At 72.6% G+C, this 22,445-nt stretch carries 10 protein-coding genes; 8 read left to right on the forward strand and 2 right to left on the reverse strand.

Annotation, left to right across the window (positions count from 1 at the left end; translation table 11 throughout):
• Positions 1 to 148 precede the first annotated feature (148 nt).
• From ABR738_RS05370 to ABR738_RS05405, 8 genes are all read left to right on the forward strand, one after another.
• Complete coding sequence (locus ABR738_RS05370) at positions 149 to 12,400, forward strand: amino acid adenylation domain-containing protein (RefSeq protein ID WP_350228808.1); 12,252 nt, start codon at positions 149 to 151, stop codon at positions 12,398 to 12,400.
• Positions 12,397 to 13,740 carry a hypothetical protein gene (locus ABR738_RS05375; RefSeq protein ID WP_350228809.1) on the forward strand — a complete coding sequence of 448 codons (1,344 nt, stop codon included), beginning with the start codon at positions 12,397 to 12,399 and terminating at the stop codon, positions 13,738 to 13,740. The genes ABR738_RS05370 and ABR738_RS05375 overlap by 4 nt, the downstream gene beginning before the upstream one ends.
• An 87-nt stretch (positions 13,741 to 13,827) precedes the next feature.
• A complete protein-coding gene (locus ABR738_RS05380) occupies positions 13,828 to 14,622 on the forward strand; it encodes an alpha/beta fold hydrolase (RefSeq protein WP_350228810.1) in 795 nt (264 codons plus the stop codon).
• A 98-nt stretch (positions 14,623 to 14,720) separates the two neighbouring features.
• Positions 14,721 to 15,524 (forward strand): alpha/beta hydrolase, encoded by an 804-nt coding sequence (locus ABR738_RS05385; protein WP_350228811.1) that lies wholly within the window; start codon positions 14,721 to 14,723, stop codon positions 15,522 to 15,524.
• Positions 15,521 to 16,780, forward strand: coding sequence for a cation:proton antiporter (locus ABR738_RS05390; protein ID WP_350228812.1), 1,260 nt, complete (start codon positions 15,521 to 15,523; stop codon positions 16,778 to 16,780). Before ABR738_RS05385 ends, ABR738_RS05390 begins: the two co-directional genes overlap by 4 nt.
• Positions 16,781 to 16,960: 180 nt before the next feature.
• Positions 16,961 to 17,350, forward strand: coding sequence for a cold-shock protein (locus tag ABR738_RS05395; RefSeq protein ID WP_350228813.1), 390 nt, complete (start codon positions 16,961 to 16,963; stop codon positions 17,348 to 17,350).
• Between the two features lie 191 nt (positions 17,351 to 17,541).
• Entirely contained in the window at positions 17,542 to 18,237 is a 696-nt protein-coding gene (locus ABR738_RS05400; RefSeq protein WP_350228814.1) for a DUF899 family protein, read from the forward strand.
• Positions 18,238 to 18,323: 86 nt separating this feature from the next.
• Positions 18,324 to 19,562: an MFS transporter gene (locus ABR738_RS05405; protein WP_350228815.1), complete on the forward strand. Its 1,239-nt coding sequence runs from the start codon at positions 18,324 to 18,326 to the stop codon at positions 19,560 to 19,562.
• A 45-nt stretch (positions 19,563 to 19,607) separates the two neighbouring features.
• Here ABR738_RS05405 and ABR738_RS05410 read toward each other — a convergent pair whose 3' ends face one another.
• Both ABR738_RS05410 and ABR738_RS05415 read right to left on the reverse strand, forming a co-directional pair.
• Positions 19,608 to 21,665 (reverse strand): HelD family protein, encoded by a 2,058-nt coding sequence (locus tag ABR738_RS05410; RefSeq protein ID WP_350228816.1) that lies wholly within the window; start codon positions 21,663 to 21,665, stop codon positions 19,608 to 19,610.
• A 123-nt stretch (positions 21,666 to 21,788) separates the two neighbouring features.
• On the reverse strand, positions 21,789 to 22,424 hold the full coding sequence (locus tag ABR738_RS05415) for a TetR/AcrR family transcriptional regulator (protein WP_350228817.1): 636 nt from the start codon (positions 22,422 to 22,424) through the stop codon (positions 21,789 to 21,791).
• Positions 22,425 to 22,445: the final 21 nt, after the last annotated feature.

Consider the following 22,445-nt stretch of genomic DNA (forward strand, 5'->3'; position numbering starts at 1 on the left):
CACGGGTGCACGGGGGGACCGACCTCGTGCGCTCGCTTGAATCCGGCACCTGGAGGCCCTGAACAGGGGCTGTTCCGGGCGCCGTTGCCCCCTGCCCCGGGACGGGCGGCGCGCACGCGCCGCGGGACATCACGGGGGAGACATGGCTTTGAGTTCTTTCAGTTCCGTCCTGATCGGCAGCGGGAGTGTGCTCACCCGCTGCGGCGACGTACTCCTGGCCAAGGGGCACCGGATCACGGCCGTGGTGACCAGCGACGCGACCGCGCGGTCCTGGGCGGTCAAGGCGGGCATCGCCCCTTACGAACTGGCCGAGGCCGTCTCCCGCGCACCGGAGCTGTCCTGCGATCTCCTGCTGAGCGTCGGCAACTACGCGGTGGTGCCCGACGTGCTCCTGGGCTGCGCCACCCGCGCCGCCGTCAACTACCACTACGGCCCGCTCCCCGAGTACTCCGGTCTGCACACCCCCTCCTGGGCCATCGCCGAGGGCGCGCGCGAGTACGGCATCACCTGGCACCGGATGGGCGCCGTGGTCGACGGCGGCGAGGTGCTGGCGCGCGGATCCGTGACGATCGAAGCCGAGGACACCGCGCTGTCCCTCGGCCTGAAGTGCGACGAGGCGGCCGTCGCCACTCTGGCACCGCTGATCGACGAGATCGCGGAGGGCCGCGAGAGCGCGACCGCGCAGAACGTCGCGGCACGGCGCTACTTCTCGCGGCACACCCAGTTCGCCGCCGAGGGCCTGATCGACTGGCGTCTTCCGGCCGAGCGCGTAGCCGGCCTGGTCCGGGCCACCGACTACGGACCGTTCGCGAGTCCGCTGGTGTGGCCCAAGATCCGGCTCCGCGGGCACTTCTATGCCGTCCGGGAGGCGCGAACCCAGGGCGGTGTCGCATCCGGCGCCGAAGCGCCCGGCACGGTCCTGTCCTGTGACGACGCGTCGGGCCTGCGGGTGGCGACCGGTGCGGGCAGCGTCACCCTGGCCCGGCTTGTCACCCTGGAGGGCGAGGAGGCCACCGCCGGGTCCGTCGCGGCCGCCCACGGGATCCGGCCCGGCACCGTCCTTGACTCCCCCGGTGAGGAGGCCGGCGCGCGACTGACCGAGGCGGGCGTGGACGCCTCCAAGGCCGCCGCGCGCTGGCGCGAGCGCCTGCTCGCGGCCGCCGACCACCCCTGCCGGCTGCCCTTCCCCCGGCCCCGCCCCGCAGCCGCCGGGAGCGGAGAGCGTCCGGAGCCTGTCGCCGTACGCTGCCCCCTGCCTCAACACGCCGGCGCAGCCGGCGAGTTGGAAGCGGCCGCCCAGGTGGCCGGTGCGCTGGGCGTCTTCCTCGGCCGGGCGAGCGGCCGGCCCGAGGTCGCCCTCGCGATGACGGCGCCCCGTGAGAGCGTCGAGGCCGCGCACCGCGATCTGTTCGCCGCCTGGCTTCCCCTGCTGTGCCGCATCGACGCCGATGGGACGGTGGCGGAGAACCTGAGGGCGGTGGCCGGGGAGTTCACCCGGGGCCAGGAGCGCGGGTGGATCCGCCGCGACGCCATCGGCCGGGACGACGCGCTGCGTGAGCACTGGCACAGCGGCGCGCTCACGCCGGACGTCCTCATCTCCTGGGGCCCCCGGGAGGAGGCCGCCCAGAACGCCGGCGACGCGAGCGCCCGGCCGAAGCTGGAACTCCACGTCCGGCACGACGGATCACCCCAGGGCGCGCTCGTCACCTTCCACCACGACGCGGCCCGCCTCACCGCCCGTGACGTCGCCCGCCTCGGGGAGCAGTTCGCCGCGTGGTGCGGCCGCCTCCCGGCCGTGGCGGAGCAGCCCGCGGCCGCCGCCGGTCTGCTCACCGAGGACGAACGCGCGCTCCTCATCGAGGAGTTCAACGACACCGACTCCGCCACCGGGCCTTTCACGCCCGGCCTGCACCGGCTCTTCGAGCGGACCGCGCGCGGCCATGCCCTGGACACCGCGCTGATCTGCGGAGACGAAAGCCTGACCTACGCGGAGCTCAACACCCGCGCCAATCGTCTTGCCCACGCGCTGGCCGGCCGCGGCATGGGCGGCGGCGACCTGGTGGGGGTGGCACTCGACCGCTCGATCGACCTCGTGGTGGCCCTCCTCGCGGTCGTCAAGACGGGCGCCGCCTACGTTCCCGTCGACCCCCGTTTCCCGGCGGAGCGCGTCCGCCAGATGATCGAGGACGCCGACCCGAAGCTCATCGTCACCCCCGCCGCCGCACCCGCCGCCCTCGCCGCCTGGGAGACCCGCTGCGTGAGCGTCGGTCTCGGCGCCGGCGAACCGGACACGGAGGGCGACCTCGCCGTGGAGGCGGGCGCCGACGACCTGGCGTACGTCATCTACACCTCCGGCTCCACGGGCCGCCCCAAGGGCGTCGAGATCACCCATGGGGCGCTGGGCAACTTCCTCACCGCCATGCGCGAACGCCCCGGGTGCGGCGCGGGCGACCGGCTGCTCGCGGTCACCACCGTGTCGTTCGACATCTCCGTACTCGAACTGTTCCTGCCCCTGCTCTGCGGCGCGACGGCGGTCATCGCGCAGGCCCGGGAGACCCTGGACGCCAAGGCACTGAGCGGGCTGCTCGAGCGTCACGCGGTCACGATGATGCAAGGCACCCCCGCCACCTGGCAGTTGCTCCTCGAGGGAGGGTGGCGAGGCACCTCCACTCTGAACAAGATCCTCTGCGGCGGTGACGCGCTCTCCCGCGACCTCGCGGACCGGCTCCTGGCCACCGGAGCGGATGTCGCGGTGTGGAACATGTACGGACCCACCGAGACCACCGTGTGGTCCACCCTCTGGCGGGTGCGGGACCGCGCCGAGGAGGAGGCCGTCCTCATCGGCGGCCCGATCGACCGCACCCAGGTCTACGTCCTCGACGAGAACCTGGCGCCGGTACCGCTCGGATTCCCCGGCGAACTGTGCGTCGGCGGCGCCGGCGTGGCCCGTGGCTACCGGGGTGACCCGGAGCAGACCGCGCTGCGCTTCGCGGACAACCCCTTCCACCCCGGCACCCTGTACCGCACCGGCGACCTGGCCCGCTTCGAGGAGCCCGGCCGGCTGGTCCTGCTGGGACGCAACGACCGCCAGGTCAAGCTGCGCGGCCACCGCATCGAGCTCGCCGACGTCGAGGCCGCCGTCACCCGCCACGAGGAGGTCCGGCGCGCCGTGGTGGTGGGCCGCGACGAGCACCTGGTCGCCTACTGCGTCCGCGAGGCGGCGCCGGCCGGCGAGGGGGCGCCCGCGCCGGCGGACCAGAGCACCGCGCTCGCCGAGTGGGCCTCGGCCTGGGACCGCGCCTACGAGTTGGGCGCCGACGCCGCGCCCGCCGACTCCATGCCCGCCGGCTCCCCCGGCCCGGATGCCGTCCCCGCCGACGCCACCTTCAACCTGGCGGGCTGGCGCAACAGTTACGACGGCCTGCCCTTCTCGAACGGTGAGATGCGCGACTGGCAGCGCGCCTCGGTGCGGCGCGTCCTCGCGCACGCGCCCGAGAACGTCTTCGAGATCGGTTCCGGCAGCGGCCTGATGCTGTTCGGCCTGGCGCCGCACTGCCGCACCTACCACGCCGTGGACACCTCCGCGGCGGCCGTCGAGATGACCCGGCGGCACCTGGCCTCCCTTCCGCACGTGACGTGCGAACGGGCCGCCGCCCACGCGCTGCCCGACGTCGCCGACGGCGCCTTCGACACCGTGATCATCAACTCGGTGGCGCAGTACTTCCCCGACGTCGACTACCTGACCTCGGTCCTCGCCTGGGCGACCAAGGCGGTCGCCCGGGGCCGGGTCTTCCTCGGTGACGTACGCGACCTGTCGCTCCTGGACGTCTTCCACGCCGACGTGGCGCACTTCCACGCGGACGGGGACGCCGAGGAGATCCCGGCCGGGGAACTGGCCCGCCGTACCGAACGCGGGATGCGCGCGGAGCGCGAACTGGTGCTCAGCCGCGACTACTTCGCGCACCTGCCCCAGCTGTTCCCGGCGATCACCCGCGTCGACATCACCCTGCGCGAGGGCCGCTACGTCAACGAGATGACGCGGTACCGCTACGACGTCACCCTGCACATCGGCGACGACGTCCCGGCCGTCACGCCCGCGACGGAGCAGGACTGGGGGGCCGACGGCTTCGAGGCGGCCGCGCTCCGCGCCGAGCTGGGCGCGGTCACCGACCGGCCGCTGCGGCTCCAGGGCGTTCCCAACGGCCGGCTGAGCGAGGTGTGCGGCCGGGTCGCGCCCGTCCTGGAGATCAGGGGGACGAGCAGCCCGGCGCCCACGTCCTGGGCCGACCCCGCCGCTCTGGCCGACCTGGCTCATGAGGCGGGCCTCGAAATGGCGCTGCTGCCCGGCCGCGCCGGTGACATCTGGCGCTGCGACGCCCTGTTCTGGCGGCCGGGCCAGACCCCCGACCTCAGCCCGCGCCCCGCCACAACCGGCTCCGCCTCCCCCGACCCCGCCGCGTACGCCAATACGCCCGCCGTCGGCGAACCCGTCAGGACGCCGCTGCACCGCGTGCTGCGCCCCTGGCTCGCCGAGCGGCTGCCGGAGTACATGGTGCCCGCGTTCATCGTGGAGCTGGACGAGCTTCCGCTGACCCCGAACGGCAAGGTGGACGAGCGGGCCCTGCCGGACCCGGTGGTGGAGGTCGAGGCCGCCGCCAGGCCCGCCACCGAGCTTGAGCGGGACATCATGGCCATCTGGGCGGACGTGCTCGGCCACGACCGGATCGGCGTCAACCAGAACTTCTTCGAGATCGGCGGCAACTCGCTGCGGGTCGTCCGCGTCCAGACGCGCCTCGAAGAGCTCCTTGGGCGCCCGGTCTTCGGCGCCAAGCTCTTCGAGCACTTCACCGTGAAGTCCCTGGCCGCCTATCTGGCCGGCGGCACGAAGACGAGCCGCGAGATCGTGCCCGACCGCGGGCGCGCCGCCCAGGACGAGCCCATCGCCGTCATCGGCATGGCCTGCCGGCTGCCCGGAGACGCCAACACCCCCGAGGAATACTGGGAGTTGCTGGAGCGCGGCGGCGACGGGATCGTCGATGTCCCCAAGGACCGCTGGGACGCCGAGGCCCTGTACAACCCCGACCCCGAGGTGCCCGGCACCTCGTACTGCAGCCGGGGCGGATTCGTGGGGCGGCCCATCGACCTGTTCGACGCCCCCTTCTTCGGCATATCGCCGCGCGAGGCACGCTCCCTCGAACCCATGCAGCGCATGGTCCTGGAAACCACCTGGGAGGCGTTCGAGCGGGCCGGGTACACCCTGGACCAGCTGCGCGGCAGCCAGACGGGCGCGTTCATCGGCGTCGGCAAGAGCTCGGCGTACCACGAGTACGGGCTCACCATGGCCGGCACCCTCACCGACCTCGACGGCTATGTGGGACCCGGCTCGGCCGGCGGCACCATGTCCGGCCGGGTGTCGTACGTGTTCGGCCTCGAAGGCCCCACGCTCACCCTGGACACGGCCTGCTCCTCCTCGCTCGTCACCACCCATCTGGCCTGCAACGCGCTGCGCAACAACGAGTGCGACCTCGCGGTGTCGGCCGGGGTGAGCCTGATGCTCACGCCCGAACTGCACGTCGAGTTCAGCCGGTTGCGCGGCATGTCGGCGGACGGCCGCTGCCGTTCGTTCTCCTCCGACACCGACGGCACCGGCTGGAGCGAGGGCTCGGCCGCGGTCGTCCTCAAACGGCTCTCCGACGCCCAGCGCGACGGCGACCCGATCCTGGCCGTGCTGCGCGGCACCGCCGTCAACCACGACGGCCACGCCGCGAGCCTGACCACGCCCAGCGGCCCCGCCCAGCAGCGCGTCATCCGCGCGGCACTTGCCGCGTCCGGGCTCCAGCCGGACGACATCGACTACCTGGAGGCGCACGGCACCGGCACCAAGCTGGGCGACCCCATCGAGGGGACCGCGCTCGCCGAGGTGTTCGGCGCGAGCCATTCACCGGACAAACCGCTGTGGGTGGGTTCGGCCAAGTCCAACCTCGGCCACACCCAGGCGGCCGCCGGACTGGCCGGTGTGATGAAGGTCGTCCTGGCCATGCGCCACAACACGCTCCCCCGGACGCTGCACGTCGCCGAGCCGACCCCGGCCGTGGACTGGCGGGGCGCCGGCATGGCGCTGGTCCAGGAGCAGCGGCCCTGGCCGGTCAAGGACACGCCGCGCCGCGCGGGCGTCAGCTCGTTCGGCATCGGCGGTACCAACGCCCATGTGATCGTCGAGGAGCCGCCGCGTGCGGTGGGGCGGCCCATCGAGCACGCCGCGCCCGCGCCGCTGCCGCCCACCGTGCCGTTCGTGATCTCCGGGCACAGCGACGCCGCCCTGCGCCAGCAGGTGGAGAACCTGCATCTGCACCTGGGCATGAACATCCAGGACCGCCTCGGTGACGTGGCCAGGTCCCTGGCGACCACCCGCAGCCACTTCCGCCGCCGTCTGGTGCTCCCGGCCAAGGACAAGGCCGAACTGCTGGACAAGCTGGCCTCGTTCGCCCGCACCGGAGAGCTTCCGGCGGACTCCGTGCGCACCGAGAACCATGCGGAGGAGCCCCGGCTCGCCCTGCTCTTCACCGGGCAGGGCAGCCAGGTCGCGGGGATGGGCAAGGACATCTACGACGTCCACCCCGTCTTCCGTGCGGCTCTTGACGAGATCGCCGCCCGCTTCACCGGCCTGGACCGCCCCCTTCTGGACGTGATGTGGGCCGCCCCGGGCAGCGAGGAGGAGGCGCTGCTGCACCGCACCGACTTCACCCAGCCCGCCCTGTTCGCCCTTCAGGTGGCGCTGTGGCGGCTGTGGGAGAGCTGGGGGGTGCGCCCGGAGCTGCTGCTCGGGCACAGCATCGGCGAGTTCGCAGCCGCCCATGGGGCGGGGGTGTTCGATCTGGACGACGCCTGCCGTCTGGTCGAGGCCCGTGGCCGTCTCATGAGGGCGCTGCCCGCGCGCGGCGCCATGGTGTCCATCGAGTGCGCAGCCGAGGAGGCGCAGGCCGCCATCGACGTAGTCGGCCTGCGCGGCAAACTGGACGTTGCGGGGCTCAACACGCCCACGCAGACCGTGCTTTCCGGTGACACCGACGCCGTCGAGGCGATCACCGCGCACTTCACCGGGCGGGGCCGCAGGGCCAAGCGCCTCACGGTGTCCCACGCCTTCCATTCGCACCACATGGACGCCATGCTCGACGCCTTCCGTGACGTGGCGCGCGGTGTACGGTTCGGGCCCGCCGAGATCCCGCTCGTCAGCAGTCTCACCGGTGAGCTCGCCGCGCCGGGCGAGATGGAGCGGGCCGACTACTGGGTGCGCCAGGTACGCGGAGCCGTCCGCTTCAGCGACGGCATGCGCCTGCTGCGCCGCGAGGGCGCCAACACCTTCCTCGAACTCGGCCCCCAGGCCGTCCTGTCCGGTCTCGGCGCGACCTGCCTGGCCGATGAGGGACCGGTGACGTGGGTGCCCTCGTGCACGCCGGGCAAGAACGGCGCGACGGTGATCCAGCGAGCCGTGGCCGCGCTGCACGTACGGGGCGTGACGGTGGACTGGGACGGCTACTTCGCGCCGTTCGGCGGCGGCCGGGTCGCGCTGCCCACCTACGCCTTCCAGCGGGAGCGGTTCTGGTTCGAGCCGCCGGTGACGCACCAGACCGGTGCCGGGCTCAACCCCACCGGGCACGCGCTGCTCGGCGGCGGGGTGGAGATCGCCGGCACCGAGCTTTCGCTGTTCACCAACGTGGTGGCGACGGACCGGCCGGTGTGGGTGCGCGAGCACCGGGTGATGGACGCCGTCCTGATGCCGGGCACGGCGTTCTTCGAGGCCATGCGGGCGGCGGGGGACGCCGCGCACGAGGGCGAGTGGGACCTGGCGGACGTGGTCATCGCCTCACCGCTCGTGCTGGCCCCCGGGGTTTCGGCGCGGCTCCAGGTCACGGTGGGCCCGAAGGCCGGCGAGAGTCGCACCGTCCAGGTCCACAGCGCTCCGGAGGGCGAGGACGGTGCCTGGCGGCTGCACGCCGAGGGCCGCGTGTCGCCCGCGCGCGAGGGCGGCGCCGGAGCTTCGGTGACGGTTCCCCCACTCGGCGCCGAGCCGTTGGACGCCTCCGACCTCTACCGCGACCTGGACGCGCTCGGCTACGGCTACGGGCCGACCTTCCAGGGCGTCAAGGAGGCCTGGCACGTGGGCGGGGAGGTGTGGGCGAGGGCCGCGCTGCCCCAGGACGCCGAGCAGTCCGCCGGCGGCTACGTCCTGCACCCGGCCCTGCTCGACTCGGCGATGCACTCGCTGCTGCTGACCCAGCGGTTGCAGAACCGTACCGGTGACGATCTCTTCGTGCCGTTCGAGGCCGAGCGTCTGTCGCTGCGCGTGAAGGGCCTGTCGGAGATCTGGGTCCACGTCGCCGAATTCGAGCTCGGCGAGGGCGAGTTCTGGGCTTCGCTCGACATCTACGACCGTGAGGGCTCCCACGTCGGCCGGCTGCACCGGCTGCACGCCCGCAGGGTGGACCGTGCGGTGCTGCGCCGGCTGGCGGCGGCCGGCGTGGACCGGTTCCAGTTCGACGTCGGCTGGCGCCCCGTGGACACATCGAGGGTCGAACTGGGCGGGTCCTGGGGCTTGCTGACCCCGGCGGGTGAGGTGCCGTGGGCTCGCGAGGCCAGGTCCTTCCTGGCCCGGGCCGGCATCCAGGTGATCAAGGTGCGGGAGCTCGCGGACGCCGAGGACCTGGACGGCCTGATCTGTCTGTGGGACTCCGACGCCGATGTGCCCGCCCAGGCCCACGCGTTCGCGGCCAGGGGACTCACCCAGCTTCAGGAAGCGGTGGACACCGGGTTCCGGGCCCCGCTGGTGTGGGTGACCCGCCGCGCGGTCGGCACCGGCGCCGACGACATGGTCTCGGGGCTCGGCGCGGGCCCGCTGTGGGGCCTGATGCGCACCGCCCGCAATGAACACCCCGAGCTGGGCCTGCGCCTGATCGACCTGGGAGCGGACGACGCCGACCGCGCGGCGCTGCCGGCCGCGCTGATGCTGGAGAGCGAGCCGGAGTGCGCGCTGCGCCGCGGCGAGGTGCTGGTGCCGCAGCTGCTGCGGGTGGGCTCCGCCCAGGACTTGGAACTGCCGGCGGAGGGGCGCTGGCAGCTGGAGATCGCCGCGAAGGGCCGCCTCGACGAACCGCTGAAGGTCAAGCCGCTGCCGGAGCGGGCCCTCGCGCCGGGTGAGATCCGTGCCGAGGTGCGGGCGAGCGGAGTGAACTTCCTCGATGTGCTCAACGCCCTCGGAATGGTGGAGATCCCCGCGTTCGGCCTGGAGTTCGCCGGCGTGGTCACCGAAGTCGGCGCCAGCGTCGACCAGGTGAAGGTGGGGGACGCCGTCCTCGGCCTGGCCCGGGGCTCCTTCGCCTCCGAGGTGACAACGGACGCGCGGCAAGTGGTGCGGATGCCCGAGCACCTCACGTTCGAGGAGGCCGCCACCATTCCGATGACCTTCCTCACAGCCTGGTACGGTCTGCACGAGCTGGGCGGGCTGCGGGCGGGCGAGCGGGTCCTGATCCATGCCGCCGCCGGTGGTGTCGGCATGGCGGCGGTGCAGCTGGCGCGGCTGCACGGCGCGGAGGTCTACGGCACCGCGAGCGAGCCCAAGTGGGGCGCGCTGCGCGAACTCGGCCTGGACGACGCCCACTTGGCGTCCTCGCGCGACCTGGGCTTCGTCGAGCACTTCGGGGGCTCGGGCGACCACGGACGTCGTGGCACCTTCGACGTGGTGCTGAACTCGCTGGCCACGGAGTTCATCGACGCGAGCCTTGGCCTGCTGGACAGCGGCGGCCGGTTCCTGGAGATGGGCAAGATCGATGTGCGGGAGCAGGACGCGATCGACCGGAGCCACCCCGGCGTGACGTACACCGTCTACAACCTGCCCGAGGCAGGCCCCGACCTCATCCAGCGGATGCTGGTGTCGATCGCCGAGCTCTTCACGCGGGGCAAGCTGGCGCCGCTGCCGCTGCGCGCCTTCCCCATGACGCACACCTCCGACGGCCTGCGCTTCATCGCCCAGGCGCGGCACGTGGGCAAGGTGGTGCTTGTCCCGGCGCGGCGACGGCAGTTCGTCAGGACGGACGGCGCGGTGCTCGTGTCGGGCGGCGCGGGCGACCTCGGCCGGCGCGTGGCCAAGTGGCTCGCGAGCACACACGGCGTACGCGATCTGGTGCTGACCTCCCGTCGCGGGATGGAGGGCCCCGGGGCGCCGGCCCTGGTGGCGGAGCTCGCCGAGCTGGGCGCCCGTGCCACCGTGCTGGCCTGTGACGCGGCCGACCGCGACGACGTCGCCGCGGTGATGGACCTGTTCGGCGAGGGGCGTCCGCTGCGCGGTGTGGTCCACGCGGCCGGTGTGCTGGACGACGGCGCGCTGAGCGATCTGACGCCGGAGCGCTTCGACGCGGTCTTCAGGCCCAAGGTGGACGGCCTCTGGCACCTGCACGAGCTGACGCAGGACAGGGAGCTGGACCTCTTCATGATGTTCTCCTCCATCGCGAGCGTCATGGGAGCACCGGGCCAGGGCAACTACGCCGCCGCCAACGCCTTCCTCGACGCGCTGGCCCACCTGCGCCGGGCCAAGGGTCTGCCCGCCACCTCGGTGGCCTTCGGTCCCTGGGAGGGCGAGGGCATGGCGGCGGGGCTCAGTGAGTTCGACCGGGCCCGCTTCGCCCAGCTCGGCCTCGATCGGCTCGCCCCGGACGAGGGACTTGAGCTCTTCGAGCTCGCCGTCAGGAGCGGTCGCGCACTGACCATGTCCGCCGCGCTCGACCTGAACCGTGTCCAGCACTACTACGAGAGCCGGGGCGGCATACCCCCGCTCTTCCGCGCCCTGCTCAGCGCGGGCTCCGGCCCGCGCTCGGGGGCCGGCGGCACGGCTGATCTGCGCAAGCTGTTGAGCGAGGCCACGCCCGATGAGTACGCGGACGTGGTGCTCGGCGTGGTGCGCGCGGAGGTGGCCAAGACGCTGGGCTTCGCCTCGCCCGACGCCGTCGATGTCAGCGTGTCGCTCCAGGACATCGGCATCGACTCGCTGACCGCGGTCCTGATGCGCAACCAGCTCGCGGACCTGACCGGACTCGCCCTGCCCGCGAAGATCGCCTTCGACCACCCCAACCTCATCTCGCTGGGCGATTTCCTGCTGCGCAAGCTGCTGGAGGCGGGCCTCGACACGGCGCCCGCGTCCGGCGTGGAGACACCGGCCGACGCGGCCGCCGACCCCTCGCCCGAGGCCGTCGACCTCTCCACGGCCCGCAAGGGCTGCCTCCACCCCGATCTGCGCTTCGACAACGCCGGCTCGGCGCCGGTCCGTCCCGAGGCGGTGTTCGTCACCGGCGCCACCGGGTTCGTCGGGGCCTGGCTGCTGCACGAACTGCTGGCGTCCGACGTGGTCGCCTACTGCCTGGTGCGGGCGGACGACGCCCGCCGGGGCATGGACCGCCTGGTCGGCGCACTGGACGCGTACGGCCTGTGGAGGCAGGAGTTCGCGCCGCTGCTCAACCCGGTGGTGGGCGACCTCGCCCGGCCGCTGTTCGGCCTGGACGAGGAGGACTTCGACGACCTGGCCGACCAGGTGGACGCGGTCTGCCACTGTGGCGCCCTGGTGGACTGGATGCGGCCGCTCGACGACTACGTCGGCCCCAACGTCGTCGGCACGCACGAGGCGCTGCGGCTCGCCTCGCGCGGTCGCGGCAAGGCGTTCCACTTCGTCTCGACCTTCGCCACGCTGCCCAAGTACCTCGGATACGAAGTCACCGAGGACGACCGGGAGTTCGGTTATCTGACGTCCAAGTGGCAGGCGGAGCAGATGGTGGCGGCGGCCCGCTGGCGGGGCGCGAAGGCGTCCACCTACAGGCTGCCGTTCGTGGCCGCCTCGACCGGCACCGGGCACTTCCGGCTCGACCGGGGCGACTTCCTGCACAACCTGATCACCGGCGGTCTGGAGCTGGGCAGCTTCCCGTCCCTTGACGCCGACCTCACGGCGGTGCTGCCGGTCGACTACCTGTGCCGGACCATCGCGCGGGCGATGACCGACGACCTGGCGCGCATCGGCCGGGACTACGACTTCGTCAACTCGGGCGCTCCGGCCTTCGACCGCTTCTTCGAGATGGTCGCGGCCGCCGGCGGCGGGGCGAAGATCGTGCCCTTCGACGCCTGGCGCCGTGCGGCGCTGGCGTTCGCCGCGGAGCACCCGGCGAGCCCGCTCGCCCGCATCGCGGCCCTGGTGGACGGCCTCACCGAGCGGGGTCTCGCGGACATGTTCGCGGCGCTGCCCGTGGGCGGTGACGTGTTCGGGGCGCACGACTACCCGTCCCCGCAGGTCGACGAGGACTTCGTCCGCACCTATGTCCAGCGCATCACCACTTCGGACCGAGCGGAGAACCAGACGTCATGAGCGAGGCGACCCAAGCGCCGGGTACGACGGCGGACGACGACGCCACCGTCACCGGCACCTACCAGAAGACCGGCACCTTCCTGCACTCCTCGGCCGCGACGCACGCCGAGCAGCTGTCCCCCGTCCTGGACAAGTACCAGGTGGACAAGGGGGAGTTGGAGCTCAGGCTGCCGCCGCACCGGACGCTGAACACGAGCTGCTTCGAACCCGAGCCGCACCCCACGCATGTCGTCGCGATGAACCTGGACGACGACCTCGCGGAGAACCTGGCACGCCAACTGCGCTGTCAGGCGGTGATCCAGGAGAGCTTCGCCGCCGCCTCGATCGGCAGCTACTTCCCCGTCTCCACCATGTTCGAGAACTGCGTCCTGTTCGTGCCGTCGGCGAAGCGGTTCTACGACCTGAACCAGGACATCGTCCACGAGCACTTCCCCGAGGTCGAGACGGCGGTGGTGAACGCCTTCATCGTGCCGGCCGAGAAGCGGCCGTACGGTACCCACGCGGCCAGCTCGATCGCCCTTCAGATCCCGTCCTTGGTGAAGAAGCAGCTCGGCTTCCCCACCGAGTACCGCAGCTTCCACACCGCGCTGACCCCCACCCCGCTCAGCCGGCAGCCCTTCGTGATCTTCGAGGAGGCGGAGCTGGAGGCACCCAACCTGCCCTACGTCTACGAGCGGATGCTGGAAGCCGGTCTGGAGGGCGAGGAGAAGGAAGCCGTCGACAAGGCCCTCTATCTGTTCCTCGAAGGCAAGCTCTCCGAGCTCGACCTGCCCTCGGTGCGGGACTTCCTCATGGCGATGTACTGGGCCAAGACGTACGCCGACACGCCCTCGCCCGGCTACTACTGCGACAGCCGGGTGGGCGACGCCCTGGTCTTCGACAACTACCGGGCGCACGCGGACAGCACACTGCCACGGACCACCAAGGACCGGCTCACCATCGACCTGCGCTGTTTCAACAAGGTGCACTACCCCAAGGGCATGACCAGCGGTCTCGACTTCATCGTCGATCCCGATGAGCGCGCCCATCAGATCCGGCGCAAGTGGGCCTCCATCGACTTCCTTCTCGCCACGCTCGGCTACGAGAGCGTCGACGAATTCCTGCGTCTGGTCTTCGGCGGGTCGCGGCACGCCTCGGATCTCGATCCGTTCGGCCTGATGACCGACCTCCAGTTCGGCATCTACAACAAGTCCGACTACCACCTCCTCGACCAGAACCTCGACGCCCACTACGAGCGGGTCGAGGCCCTGTACGAGCGCATCGCCAAGGAGGGCGAGTACGTCCTGCCGGAGCGTGCGAGGCGGTGCCTGGCCGCGCTGAGCGAACAGCCCGGCGCCTGAGCGAGAACGCCCGCGAGAGGCGTTTCCCACATCCCCCACCGACGTCCCCCACCACATTCCCCACCGACACCGATCGAGGAACGCGCCGTGAGCACGACCGAATCCGTGGACGACCTCATGGAGCGCTTTTACGCGGTCGTGAAGCTGCCCCACGACCCGTTCGCGAAGGCGTTCCTCGGCCGGTGCCGTTCGCGCACCATCAAGGTGGGCGGCCGGTTCTACAAGTACTTCCAGAGCGGCAGCGGCCCTGCCGTGCTGCTCGTCCACGGCCTGAACACCAATCTGGGCAGCATGGTGACCCTCGCCGACGACCTCCTCGCGCAGGGCTACCGCGTGGTGCTCCTCGACGTGCCGCCGCACGGCGAAACACTCGGCACCACGGGCGATCCAGCCGAGATACGGTCCTTGCTGCGCGCCCTGTACGCCCAGCTGTCCGGTCTGCACGCGGTGGTCTGTCACTCCCTGGGAGGCCTGTGGGCCCTGACGGCGTGGCAGGCCGGCACGGGCGCCCGGGCCCTGGTGTCGGTCTCCGCCCCGGTCACCACCCGGTTCCTGGTCGAGAAGTTCGCCGAGATGAACGGCCTCGACGACGACCGGAGCCGGGAACTGACCGGAGAGATCGAGCGGCGGCTCGGCCCGGCGGTGTGGCAGGAGTACTCGGCCCTCGAAGCGGCCCGGACGCTCGACGTGCCCGGGCTCGTCGTGCACGGCACGGCCGACGACTACGTGCCGCCGGACCACGCGCACCGGCTGCACGCGCACTGGCCGACTTCCACCCTCGAACTCCTCGAAGGGGCCGGCCACTTCGACATCATGGAGGCCCCCGAGCTCCGCGAGACCGTCCGCGCGTATCTGCGGAGCCTGGACGCGACTGGGCCCTGAGGGGCCGCTCTTGTGAGCGACACCGTCTTGACGCGCATCCGGCTCGCGGCACGAGTCTTGGCGCAAGCATCCGGAGAAAGAAAGTAAGGGGCGATCCAATGGACACCGACACCACGGAGAAGCTGCGCCGGCTGGCCTTCACGCCGATGCGGACGCAGCCTCCGAACGCCACCCGGCCGATCCTGGAACAGGCCGCCAAGGAGATCGAGGTCGTCGACGGCGACAAGGTGGTCCACTACCTCTGGGGCGAGGGCGAGCGGCGGATCCTGCTGGTCCACGGCTGGGCCGGCAACGCAGGACATCTGACGGTGCTCGCGGACGCGCTGGCCCGGGCGGGCTGCGCGGTGGTCGTGGCCGATCTGCCCGGCCACGGCGAGTCGGAGGGGACGGAGTCCTCGGTCATCCATTTCGCGCGGGCCGTCGAGGCGGCCCATGAGCGGTTCGGCCCCTTCCACGCCGTCGTCGCCCACTCGATGGGCGCCGCCGCCACGACGTACGCCATGTCACGCGGCGTCGCGCTGGAGCAGGCGGTGTTCGTGAACCCCGTCAGCAGCTACACCAGTCTGTGGCGCCGCTCGGGAGAGGTGATGCGGGTGACGCCCGAGGCCATCGGGCTGGTCCGTTCGCGCGCCGAGGACTGGCTGGGTGTCTCCTTCGAGGCCATCGAACCGGCGCTGGCGGCACGGGAGTTCACCAGCGGCCTGCTCGTGGTCCACGACGAGAACGATCCGGAGTCGCCGATCACCGACAGCGAGGCGCTGGTGGCGGCATGGGGCCGGGCGGAGCTGATGAGGGTGCGAGACCTCGGCCACACCAAGGTGCTGCGCGACGAGGCCGTGGTGGGCCGGGTCGTCGGCTTCCTCACGGCGCGCGAAGCGGACGAGCAAGCGCCGCCCCGGTGACGCCCGCCGTGGCCGCGCACGCGACCGCCGCGCTCGGGGTCTTCCTGGCCGTGGGGTTCCTGGGGCGCGGCCTCGCCCGCCGGATCGAGCAGCCCGGTGTCGTCGGCGAGATCGCCTTCGGCATGCTGCTCGGTCCCGCGATCCTCGGCCTGGCCGGGCCGGGCGCGCGGTCCCTTCTGTTGCCGGACGACGTGCTGGCGCCGCTGCGCGACCTCGGCCACGCCGGTCTTGTGCTGTTCCTCGTGGGCGTGGCCCACGAACTGCGCCTGGACGCGGCCCGGTTGCGGGACCGGGCCATCGGCTGGACGGTGCTCGGCACCCTGGTGCCCTCACTCGTGGCGGGCGCGGCACTCGGCGGCTGGCTCGTCCGCTACGGGCCGCCCTCGTTGCGCGGCGCCGCGCCCGCCGGGGCCTTCGTGCTGCTCATCGCGATCTCCCTCGCGGTCTCCGCGGTGCCGGTGCTCGCCCGGATCCTCGCCGACCGGAACCTGACCACCACGCGCGCCGGGCGGCTCTCGCTCACGTCGGCCGCGCTCGTGGACGCCGTCGCCTGGCTGCTGCTCGCCGTGGTGGTCGCCGTCGCCACGCCCGGCTCGGGCGGTGTGGTGAGCGCGGTGGTGGTCCTGGTGGCCGGGACGCTCGCGGCCACCTGGGGCCGGCGACTGCTGAAGTCGGCCCGGGCCGAGCGGCTGTGTGCGCGGTGGCCCTGGGTGGTGGCGGTCGTCCTCGGCGCGGGGGTGCTCCAGGCGGCGGACGTGGCGGAGTCCGAAGGGCTCACCGCGATCTTCGGGGCGTTCGTGGTCGGGCTGATGATCCCGCCCACCTCGCCGCACTGGGACGCGCCGGTGCGCCGGGTCTCCACGCTCGGCCTGTGGCTGGTGCCGGTCTTCTTCATCGCCACCGGGCTGACGATATGGAGGGCTTCGGGCGGCATACCGTGGCTGCTCGCGCTGGTGGCGACGGCGCTCGCGGTGCTCTCCAAGATCGGCGGCGGTTATGTGTCGGGCCGCCTGGGCGGTGAGGAGCGCGCCGAGGCACTTCGTGTCGGCGTCATGCTCAACACCCGGGGCCTGACCGAGATCGTCCTGCTTCAGGTCGGCTACAGCGCGGGGGTGCTCACCTCGGGCCTGTATCTGGCGCTCCTTGTGACGGCGGTCGTGACGACCTCGATGACCGGCCCGCTCCTGTCGCTGATCGACCGCCGCCGAAGGACGGCGCCGGCGCCCGCGAAGGACGAGCGGATCGCGGCGGGATGAGGGGCCCGGCCCCGGTGGCGGTCCGGGCCCGGCGGTTGCCCGGGCGGGTGATCGCGTCCGGGGTGGGCCTGTTCATGAGGGGGCCTCGCCCGGACGGCATGGTCACCGATACGCTCTCCAGCGGAATGGGCGGGCAAGGGGTCCGCGTGGGCGATGGGCCCGGTTCCGCTGGGAGATGTCATGGCTGTTGGTCGTGTGGTGCACTTCGACAGTGTGCGGGGTTTTGGATTCATCGCCCCTGAGGGCGGCGGGGACGATGTGTTCCTGCACGTGAACGACATGCAGGTGGCCGAGGAGCTGGTGCGGCCGGGCGTCGAGGTGGAGTTCGACGTCGAAACCGGGGAGCGGGGGCCGAAGGCCTCCTCCGTCCGTCTCGCTCCCGGGTCGCAGGACAAGCCGTCGGCGCCGTACGACGACTCCCTCTGCGATGTGCTCAGCGCGGACGAATTCCTGCGCGAGGTCACCGAGGTGCTGCTGTCGTCGGCGCCCTCGCTGACGGGCGAGCAGATCCTTCAGGCCCGGGCCGCGCTGGTCCAGTTCGCGAAGAAGCACAGCTGGACGGAGGGCTGATCCACCGCGCGGCCCGCCCGGGGTCCGCGCCCGGCCCGGCCTCGGCCCGGGTCCGCCTTCGCCGCCCGCCGTCACGTACGACGGCGACGGCCGGGCGGGTCCGGGCCGTTCGCGTGGGCAGCGATGAGTTTCGCGCGCGGGCACGGTCCCCCCTTGGAGTCACCGCCTCGCCGTGCACCTTGGAGGAACCCATGACCGCCCAGGCACTGCCCCCCGTCGTCGACGCCGAGACCTGGCAGCGCCGGCTCGACGAACTCCGCGCGCGGGAGAAGCAGGCCACCCGGCAGCTCGACGCCGTCGCCGCCCGGCGCCGCCGGATGCCGATGGTCGAGATGCCCGGCTACACCCTGGAAGGCGAGGAGGGGCCGGTCGAGCTGGCCGACGTCTTCGGGGACAAGTCCCAGCTGATCGTCTACCACCACATGTGGTTCCCCGGCGAGAAGTGGCAGTGTCCTGGCTGTACGGGATTCACCTCGCAGTTCACCCGTCTCGGCTTCCTCGACGGCTACGACGCCCGCTTCGTCGTGGTCACGCAGGGCCCCATCGACGAAGCCCTCACGTACAAGCGGCGGGTCGGCAACCGGATGACCTGGTACTCCACGGCCAACAGCCCCTTCGGCGCGGCTGTCGGCGCGCCCGCGGGCGGCGGATTCGCGGTCAACGTGTTCCTGCGGGACGGCCGCAAGGTCTACCGCACCTGGCACACCGACGGCCGGGGCACCGAACAGCTTGGCCACACCTTCGGCCTCATCGACGTGCTGCCCTACGGCCGCCAGGAGCAGTGGCAGGACTCCCCCGAGGGCTGGCCCCAGTCACCCACCTACAGCCGGTGGGCGGGCTCCGAGGACATCGCCGCCCGCTACGGACCGGACGGCGGGACCGCCTGATCACTGCCGGGCCGGGGCCCGCCGGGCCACCCCGTACGGGTCAGCCCGGCGGGCCCCGGCGGGTCGGGAGGCCTTGACTTGAGGACGTGGACACCTCGAAGCCCTCCGCCGCCGCGTACCGGAATCTGGTGACGGCCACGGTCGGGTTCACGCTCACCTTCTGGGCGTGGGACCTGGTCGCTCCGCTGGCCGGTGACTACAAGGACCGGCTGGGTCTCAGTTCGTTCCAGGAGTCGTTGCTCGTCGCGGTCCCGGTGCTCGTCGGGTCGCTGGGGCGGATTCCGGTGGGCGCGCTCACCGACCGCTACGGCGCCAGGCTGATGTTCCCGCTGATGTCCGCGCTGACCATCGTGCCCGTGCTCCTGTTGATCCCGGCGCGTGACAGCTACGGCCTGATGCTGGTGGTCGGGTTCCTGCTGGGGCTCGGCGGCACGACCTTCGCCATCGGCATCCCCCTGGTCAACTCCTGGTTCCCGCCGCACAAAAGAGGCTTCGCGCTCGGCGTGTTCGGCATGGGCATGGGCGGCGTCGCGCTCTCCGGATACCTCACGCCCCGCATCGCGAAGCACGGCTATCACGTGCCGTTCCTCGTGGTGGCGATCGCCCTCGCCGGGTACGCCGTCCTCGCGGCGCTGCTGATCACCGACCACCCCGGCCGGCCCGTCCCCACGGCGACGCTGGGGGACCGGCTCGGGCGGGCGGGGCGGCTGCGGGTGACGTGGGAGCTGTCCGCGCTGTACGCGATCGGGTTCGGCGGGATCGTCGCGTTCGGCGTGTATCTGCCGACCTACCTCAAGAGCTGGTACGCCCTCCCGCCGACCGACGCGGGCACGAAGGCGGCCGGGTTCGCCCTGGCCACGGTCGTGTTCCGCCCGGTCGGCGGCTGGCTGTCGGACCGGATCCACCCGGCCGTGGTCACCTCGGCCGCGCTCGGCACCGTGGCCCTGCTCGCGATCGTGCAGGCCTTCGACCCCCCGCTCCACCCCGGCGGCACCACGGCTCTGCTGCTCATGGGCGCCAGTCTGGGAACGGCGAGCGGCAGCGTCTTCGCCCTCGTCTCGCAGGTGACACCGCAGCCACAGGTGGGCAGCGTCACCGGCATCGTCGGGGCCACGGGCGGCCTCGGCGGCTTCGTGCCGCCGCTGGTGATGGGGGCGATCTACAGCGCCAAGGGCTCGTACTCGATCGGCTTCATGCTCCTGTCCGACCTGGCGCTCGCGGGCTGCGTCTACGCCTACGCCCGCATGCGCACGAGCCGTCCCGACGAGCCGGGCCCCCGCGAAGGCCCGCTGGTCGAGGCGCACGGCCACACCCCCGCCGACTGACGTCCGGGCCCGCCTCACCCGGCGCGGCCACGCGGGCCCGCATGCTCAGTCGAGCTCTCCCAACTGCGCGGGCAGCGGCCTGCTGTGGACGATCTCGAGACCCGAGACCGCGCGCGTCAGGACCACGTACAGCCGGTGCAGACCGCGTTCCTCGGACACCGCGATCGCGGCCGGCTCCACGGCCACGACGTGGTCGTACTCCAGCCCCTTGGCCAGCGTCGCGGGCAGCAGCGTGACCCGCGCCCCGGCCGAAGCGTCGAGGCCCGCCGCCGCGACGGCCTCCCTCAGGGCGGGCACCTCGTGGTCGGCCGCGATGACACCCACCGAGCCCTCCCGGTCCAGCGCCGCCCGCACCGCGTCCACGACGGCCGCCGCCAGCTCCTGCGGCCCCACCCGCCGATGCCCCAACCGGCCGTCCCGGCGCAGGGACCGGCCCGCCGGTACGTCCACGTCGAGGGCGGGGAGCAGCCGGTTGGCCAGCTCCACGATCGCGGCCGGCACGCGAAATCCCGTCGTCAGCGGGACCACGGCGGCGTCCGGCTTGCCCAGGTGGGCCAGCTGCCCGGGCCAGTCGCGCGCCGCCCAGGCGGTGGTGCCCTGGGCCAGATCGCCGAGCACGGTGAGCGAGCCGAACGCCGCGCGGCGCGCGATCGCCCGGCACTGCATCGGCGACAGGTCCTGCGCCTCGTCCACGACGATGTGCCCGTACTGCTCCGGGTGCTCGATGAGACCCGACACCTCATCCAGCAGGACCAGATCGGCCGCCGACCACTTCGCGGACTTCCACGACCTCGGCGGCTTCGCCCACAGCAGCGCCTTCTGCTCGACGGGATCGAGCAGCCCGCCGGCGGCCGCGGCCAGGGCGTCGGGGTCGGTGAACAGGTGGGCCAGCACCTCCTCGGGCTTCACCCGGGGCCACACCGTGTCCACGTACTCCGTCACCGGACGAGCCCGGGTGATCTTCTGGAGCCAGGTGTTGTTCATGGGCCCGGACCGCCGCTCCGCCTGGAGCTGGATGGCCCGGACGGCGCGGCTGCGCACCCGCTCGCGCCCGACGGCGTAGGGCGGCGCCTCGGCCCGTACCGCATCGACGATCGCGGCGAGCTCGTGTCGCGGCACCCGCCAGGTGCTCGAACCCTCGCGCAGGGCAAGGGAGTTGACCGGTGGCGCGATCCGCCCGTACAAGGCGCGCCGGAGCACGTGCGCCATGCGTACGTCGTGTTTGACGAGCGCCGCGCGCCCCTCGTCGACCGCGCGCACCTCACGGCCGCGCGTCTCGCGGACGATCTCGTCCTCCACGGTGGACTGGCGGATGTCGTTCTCGCCGAGCGCGGGCAGGACTTCGCAGACGTAGCCGAGGAAGGTGCGGTTGGGGCCGAGCACCAGCAGGCCCCGGCGCTGGACGCGCTCGGGGTAGGTGTAGAGGAGGTAGGCCGCGCGGTGCAGGCCGACGGCGGTCTTGCCGGTGCCCGGGGCGCCCTGCACACATACGGACCTGGCAAGTTCGCACCGTACGAGGTCGTCCTGGTCGGGCTGGATGGTCGCCGCGATGTCGCGCATGGGGCCGACGCGGGGGCGCTCGATCTCGCCGGTGAGGATCGCGCCGGGCCCGCCCGCCTCCCCCGCCTTCAGGTGCTCGTCCTCCAGGCTTGTCAGGTCCTCGGCGGCGCCTCGGCTCCCCTGCGCCCAGCCGAAGCGGCGGCGGACCGCGACGCCCTGGGGGTCGCGGGCGCCGGCCTGGTAGAAGCGGCGCGACACGGGGGCGCGCCAGTCGACGACGAGGGGCGGGGCCGAGGGGTGTTCGCTGATGCGGCGCCGGCCGATGTGGTAGCTCTGGCCGGCGTGACCGGCGTCGGCCGACGCGTCGAAGTCGAGCCGCCCGAAGAACAGCGGTCCCTGCGGCATCTCCGCCAACTCCTTGGCCCAGCTGCGGAGTTGATACCCGAGGACTTCGGCGTCGGCGCCGGACGCGAAGGCGTTCTCGCCGATCACGACCCGGTGCCCGGCGCCCTCGGTCATGGCGGCGAGGGCCGCTCGGCAGGTGGTGTGGTGGGCCCGCTCCTGGTCGAGTTCCCGATCGAGTTCCCGGTCGAGTGACGTCATACCCGCAGACTACAGCAACTCAGTCACATATTTAACCCGGTAACGATCAGCGGGCCGCGCCGCAGCCGGTGCCCGGCAGCCGGCCCCGGGAACTGCCGCCGGCCCCGCCCCGCGCGGACCGGCTCAGCGGCGCGGCTCGCCGTACTGGGCGACAAGACCCTCCCTCAGCTGCGCGAACGCCCGGTCCGCCGCGTCGGCCGCCTGGGGGTACAGCGCGTCGGCGCTCTCGCCCGCCGCGATCCGGCTCCAGTTCTCCATCGCGAGGATCCGCTGGACCGCGGCGATCTGGCCGGCCGCGAGACGCGCGCCGAGCCCGTCGCCCAGTTCGGCGGCCAGCGCCCGCTCCGACCGGTCCTGGTAGCCGTACAGGCGGGCCACCAGGCTCGGGGTGCCGTACAGCAGGCCGTGGTAGGCGAGCACATGCGGGTTGTCGCTCAGGCCGGTCACCGGGTCGCGGCGCTCGAGACCCCGGCGGAAGTGGGCGTGCAGGGCGCCGAGCGGCGCGAGCCCTTCGGCGCGGCCGGCCGCCACCACGCGCGCCGCCTCGTCCTCGTGGTCCGCGAACCGGTACAGGACCAGGTCCTCCTTGGCCGGGAAGTACCGGAACAGGGTCGGCTTGGAGATCCCGGCGGCCGCCGCGATCTCCGCGACCGACACCCCGTCGAAGCCCCGCTCGAGGAACAGCGCGACCGCCGTGTCCGACACGGACTGGTACGTCTGCTGCCTCTTGCGCTCCCGCAAACCCATCTCACCGCTCATGGCAGGAGCGTACGTCGGGTG

This window comes from Streptomyces sp. Edi4 (assembly GCF_040253615.1).
Classification (GTDB): domain Bacteria; phylum Actinomycetota; class Actinomycetes; order Streptomycetales; family Streptomycetaceae; genus Streptomyces.

Excerpts from the sequence above, each read along its gene's own strand:
- ABR738_RS05375 (WP_350228809.1), top strand. The coding sequence starts at position 12,397 with ATGAGCGAGGCGACCCAAGCGCCGGGTACGACGGCGGACGACGACGCC.
- ABR738_RS05385 (WP_350228811.1), top strand. The coding sequence starts at position 14,721 with ATGGACACCGACACCACGGAGAAGCTGCGCCGGCTGGCCTTCACGCCG.
- ABR738_RS05395 (WP_350228813.1), top strand. The coding sequence starts at position 16,961 with ATGGCTGTTGGTCGTGTGGTGCACTTCGACAGTGTGCGGGGTTTTGGA.
- ABR738_RS05400 (WP_350228814.1), top strand. The coding sequence starts at position 17,542 with ATGACCGCCCAGGCACTGCCCCCCGTCGTCGACGCCGAGACCTGGCAG.
- ABR738_RS05410 (WP_350228816.1), bottom strand. The coding sequence starts at position 21,665 with ATGACGTCACTCGACCGGGAACTCGATCGGGAACTCGACCAGGAGCGG.
- ABR738_RS05415 (WP_350228817.1), bottom strand. The coding sequence starts at position 22,424 with ATGAGCGGTGAGATGGGTTTGCGGGAGCGCAAGAGGCAGCAGACGTAC.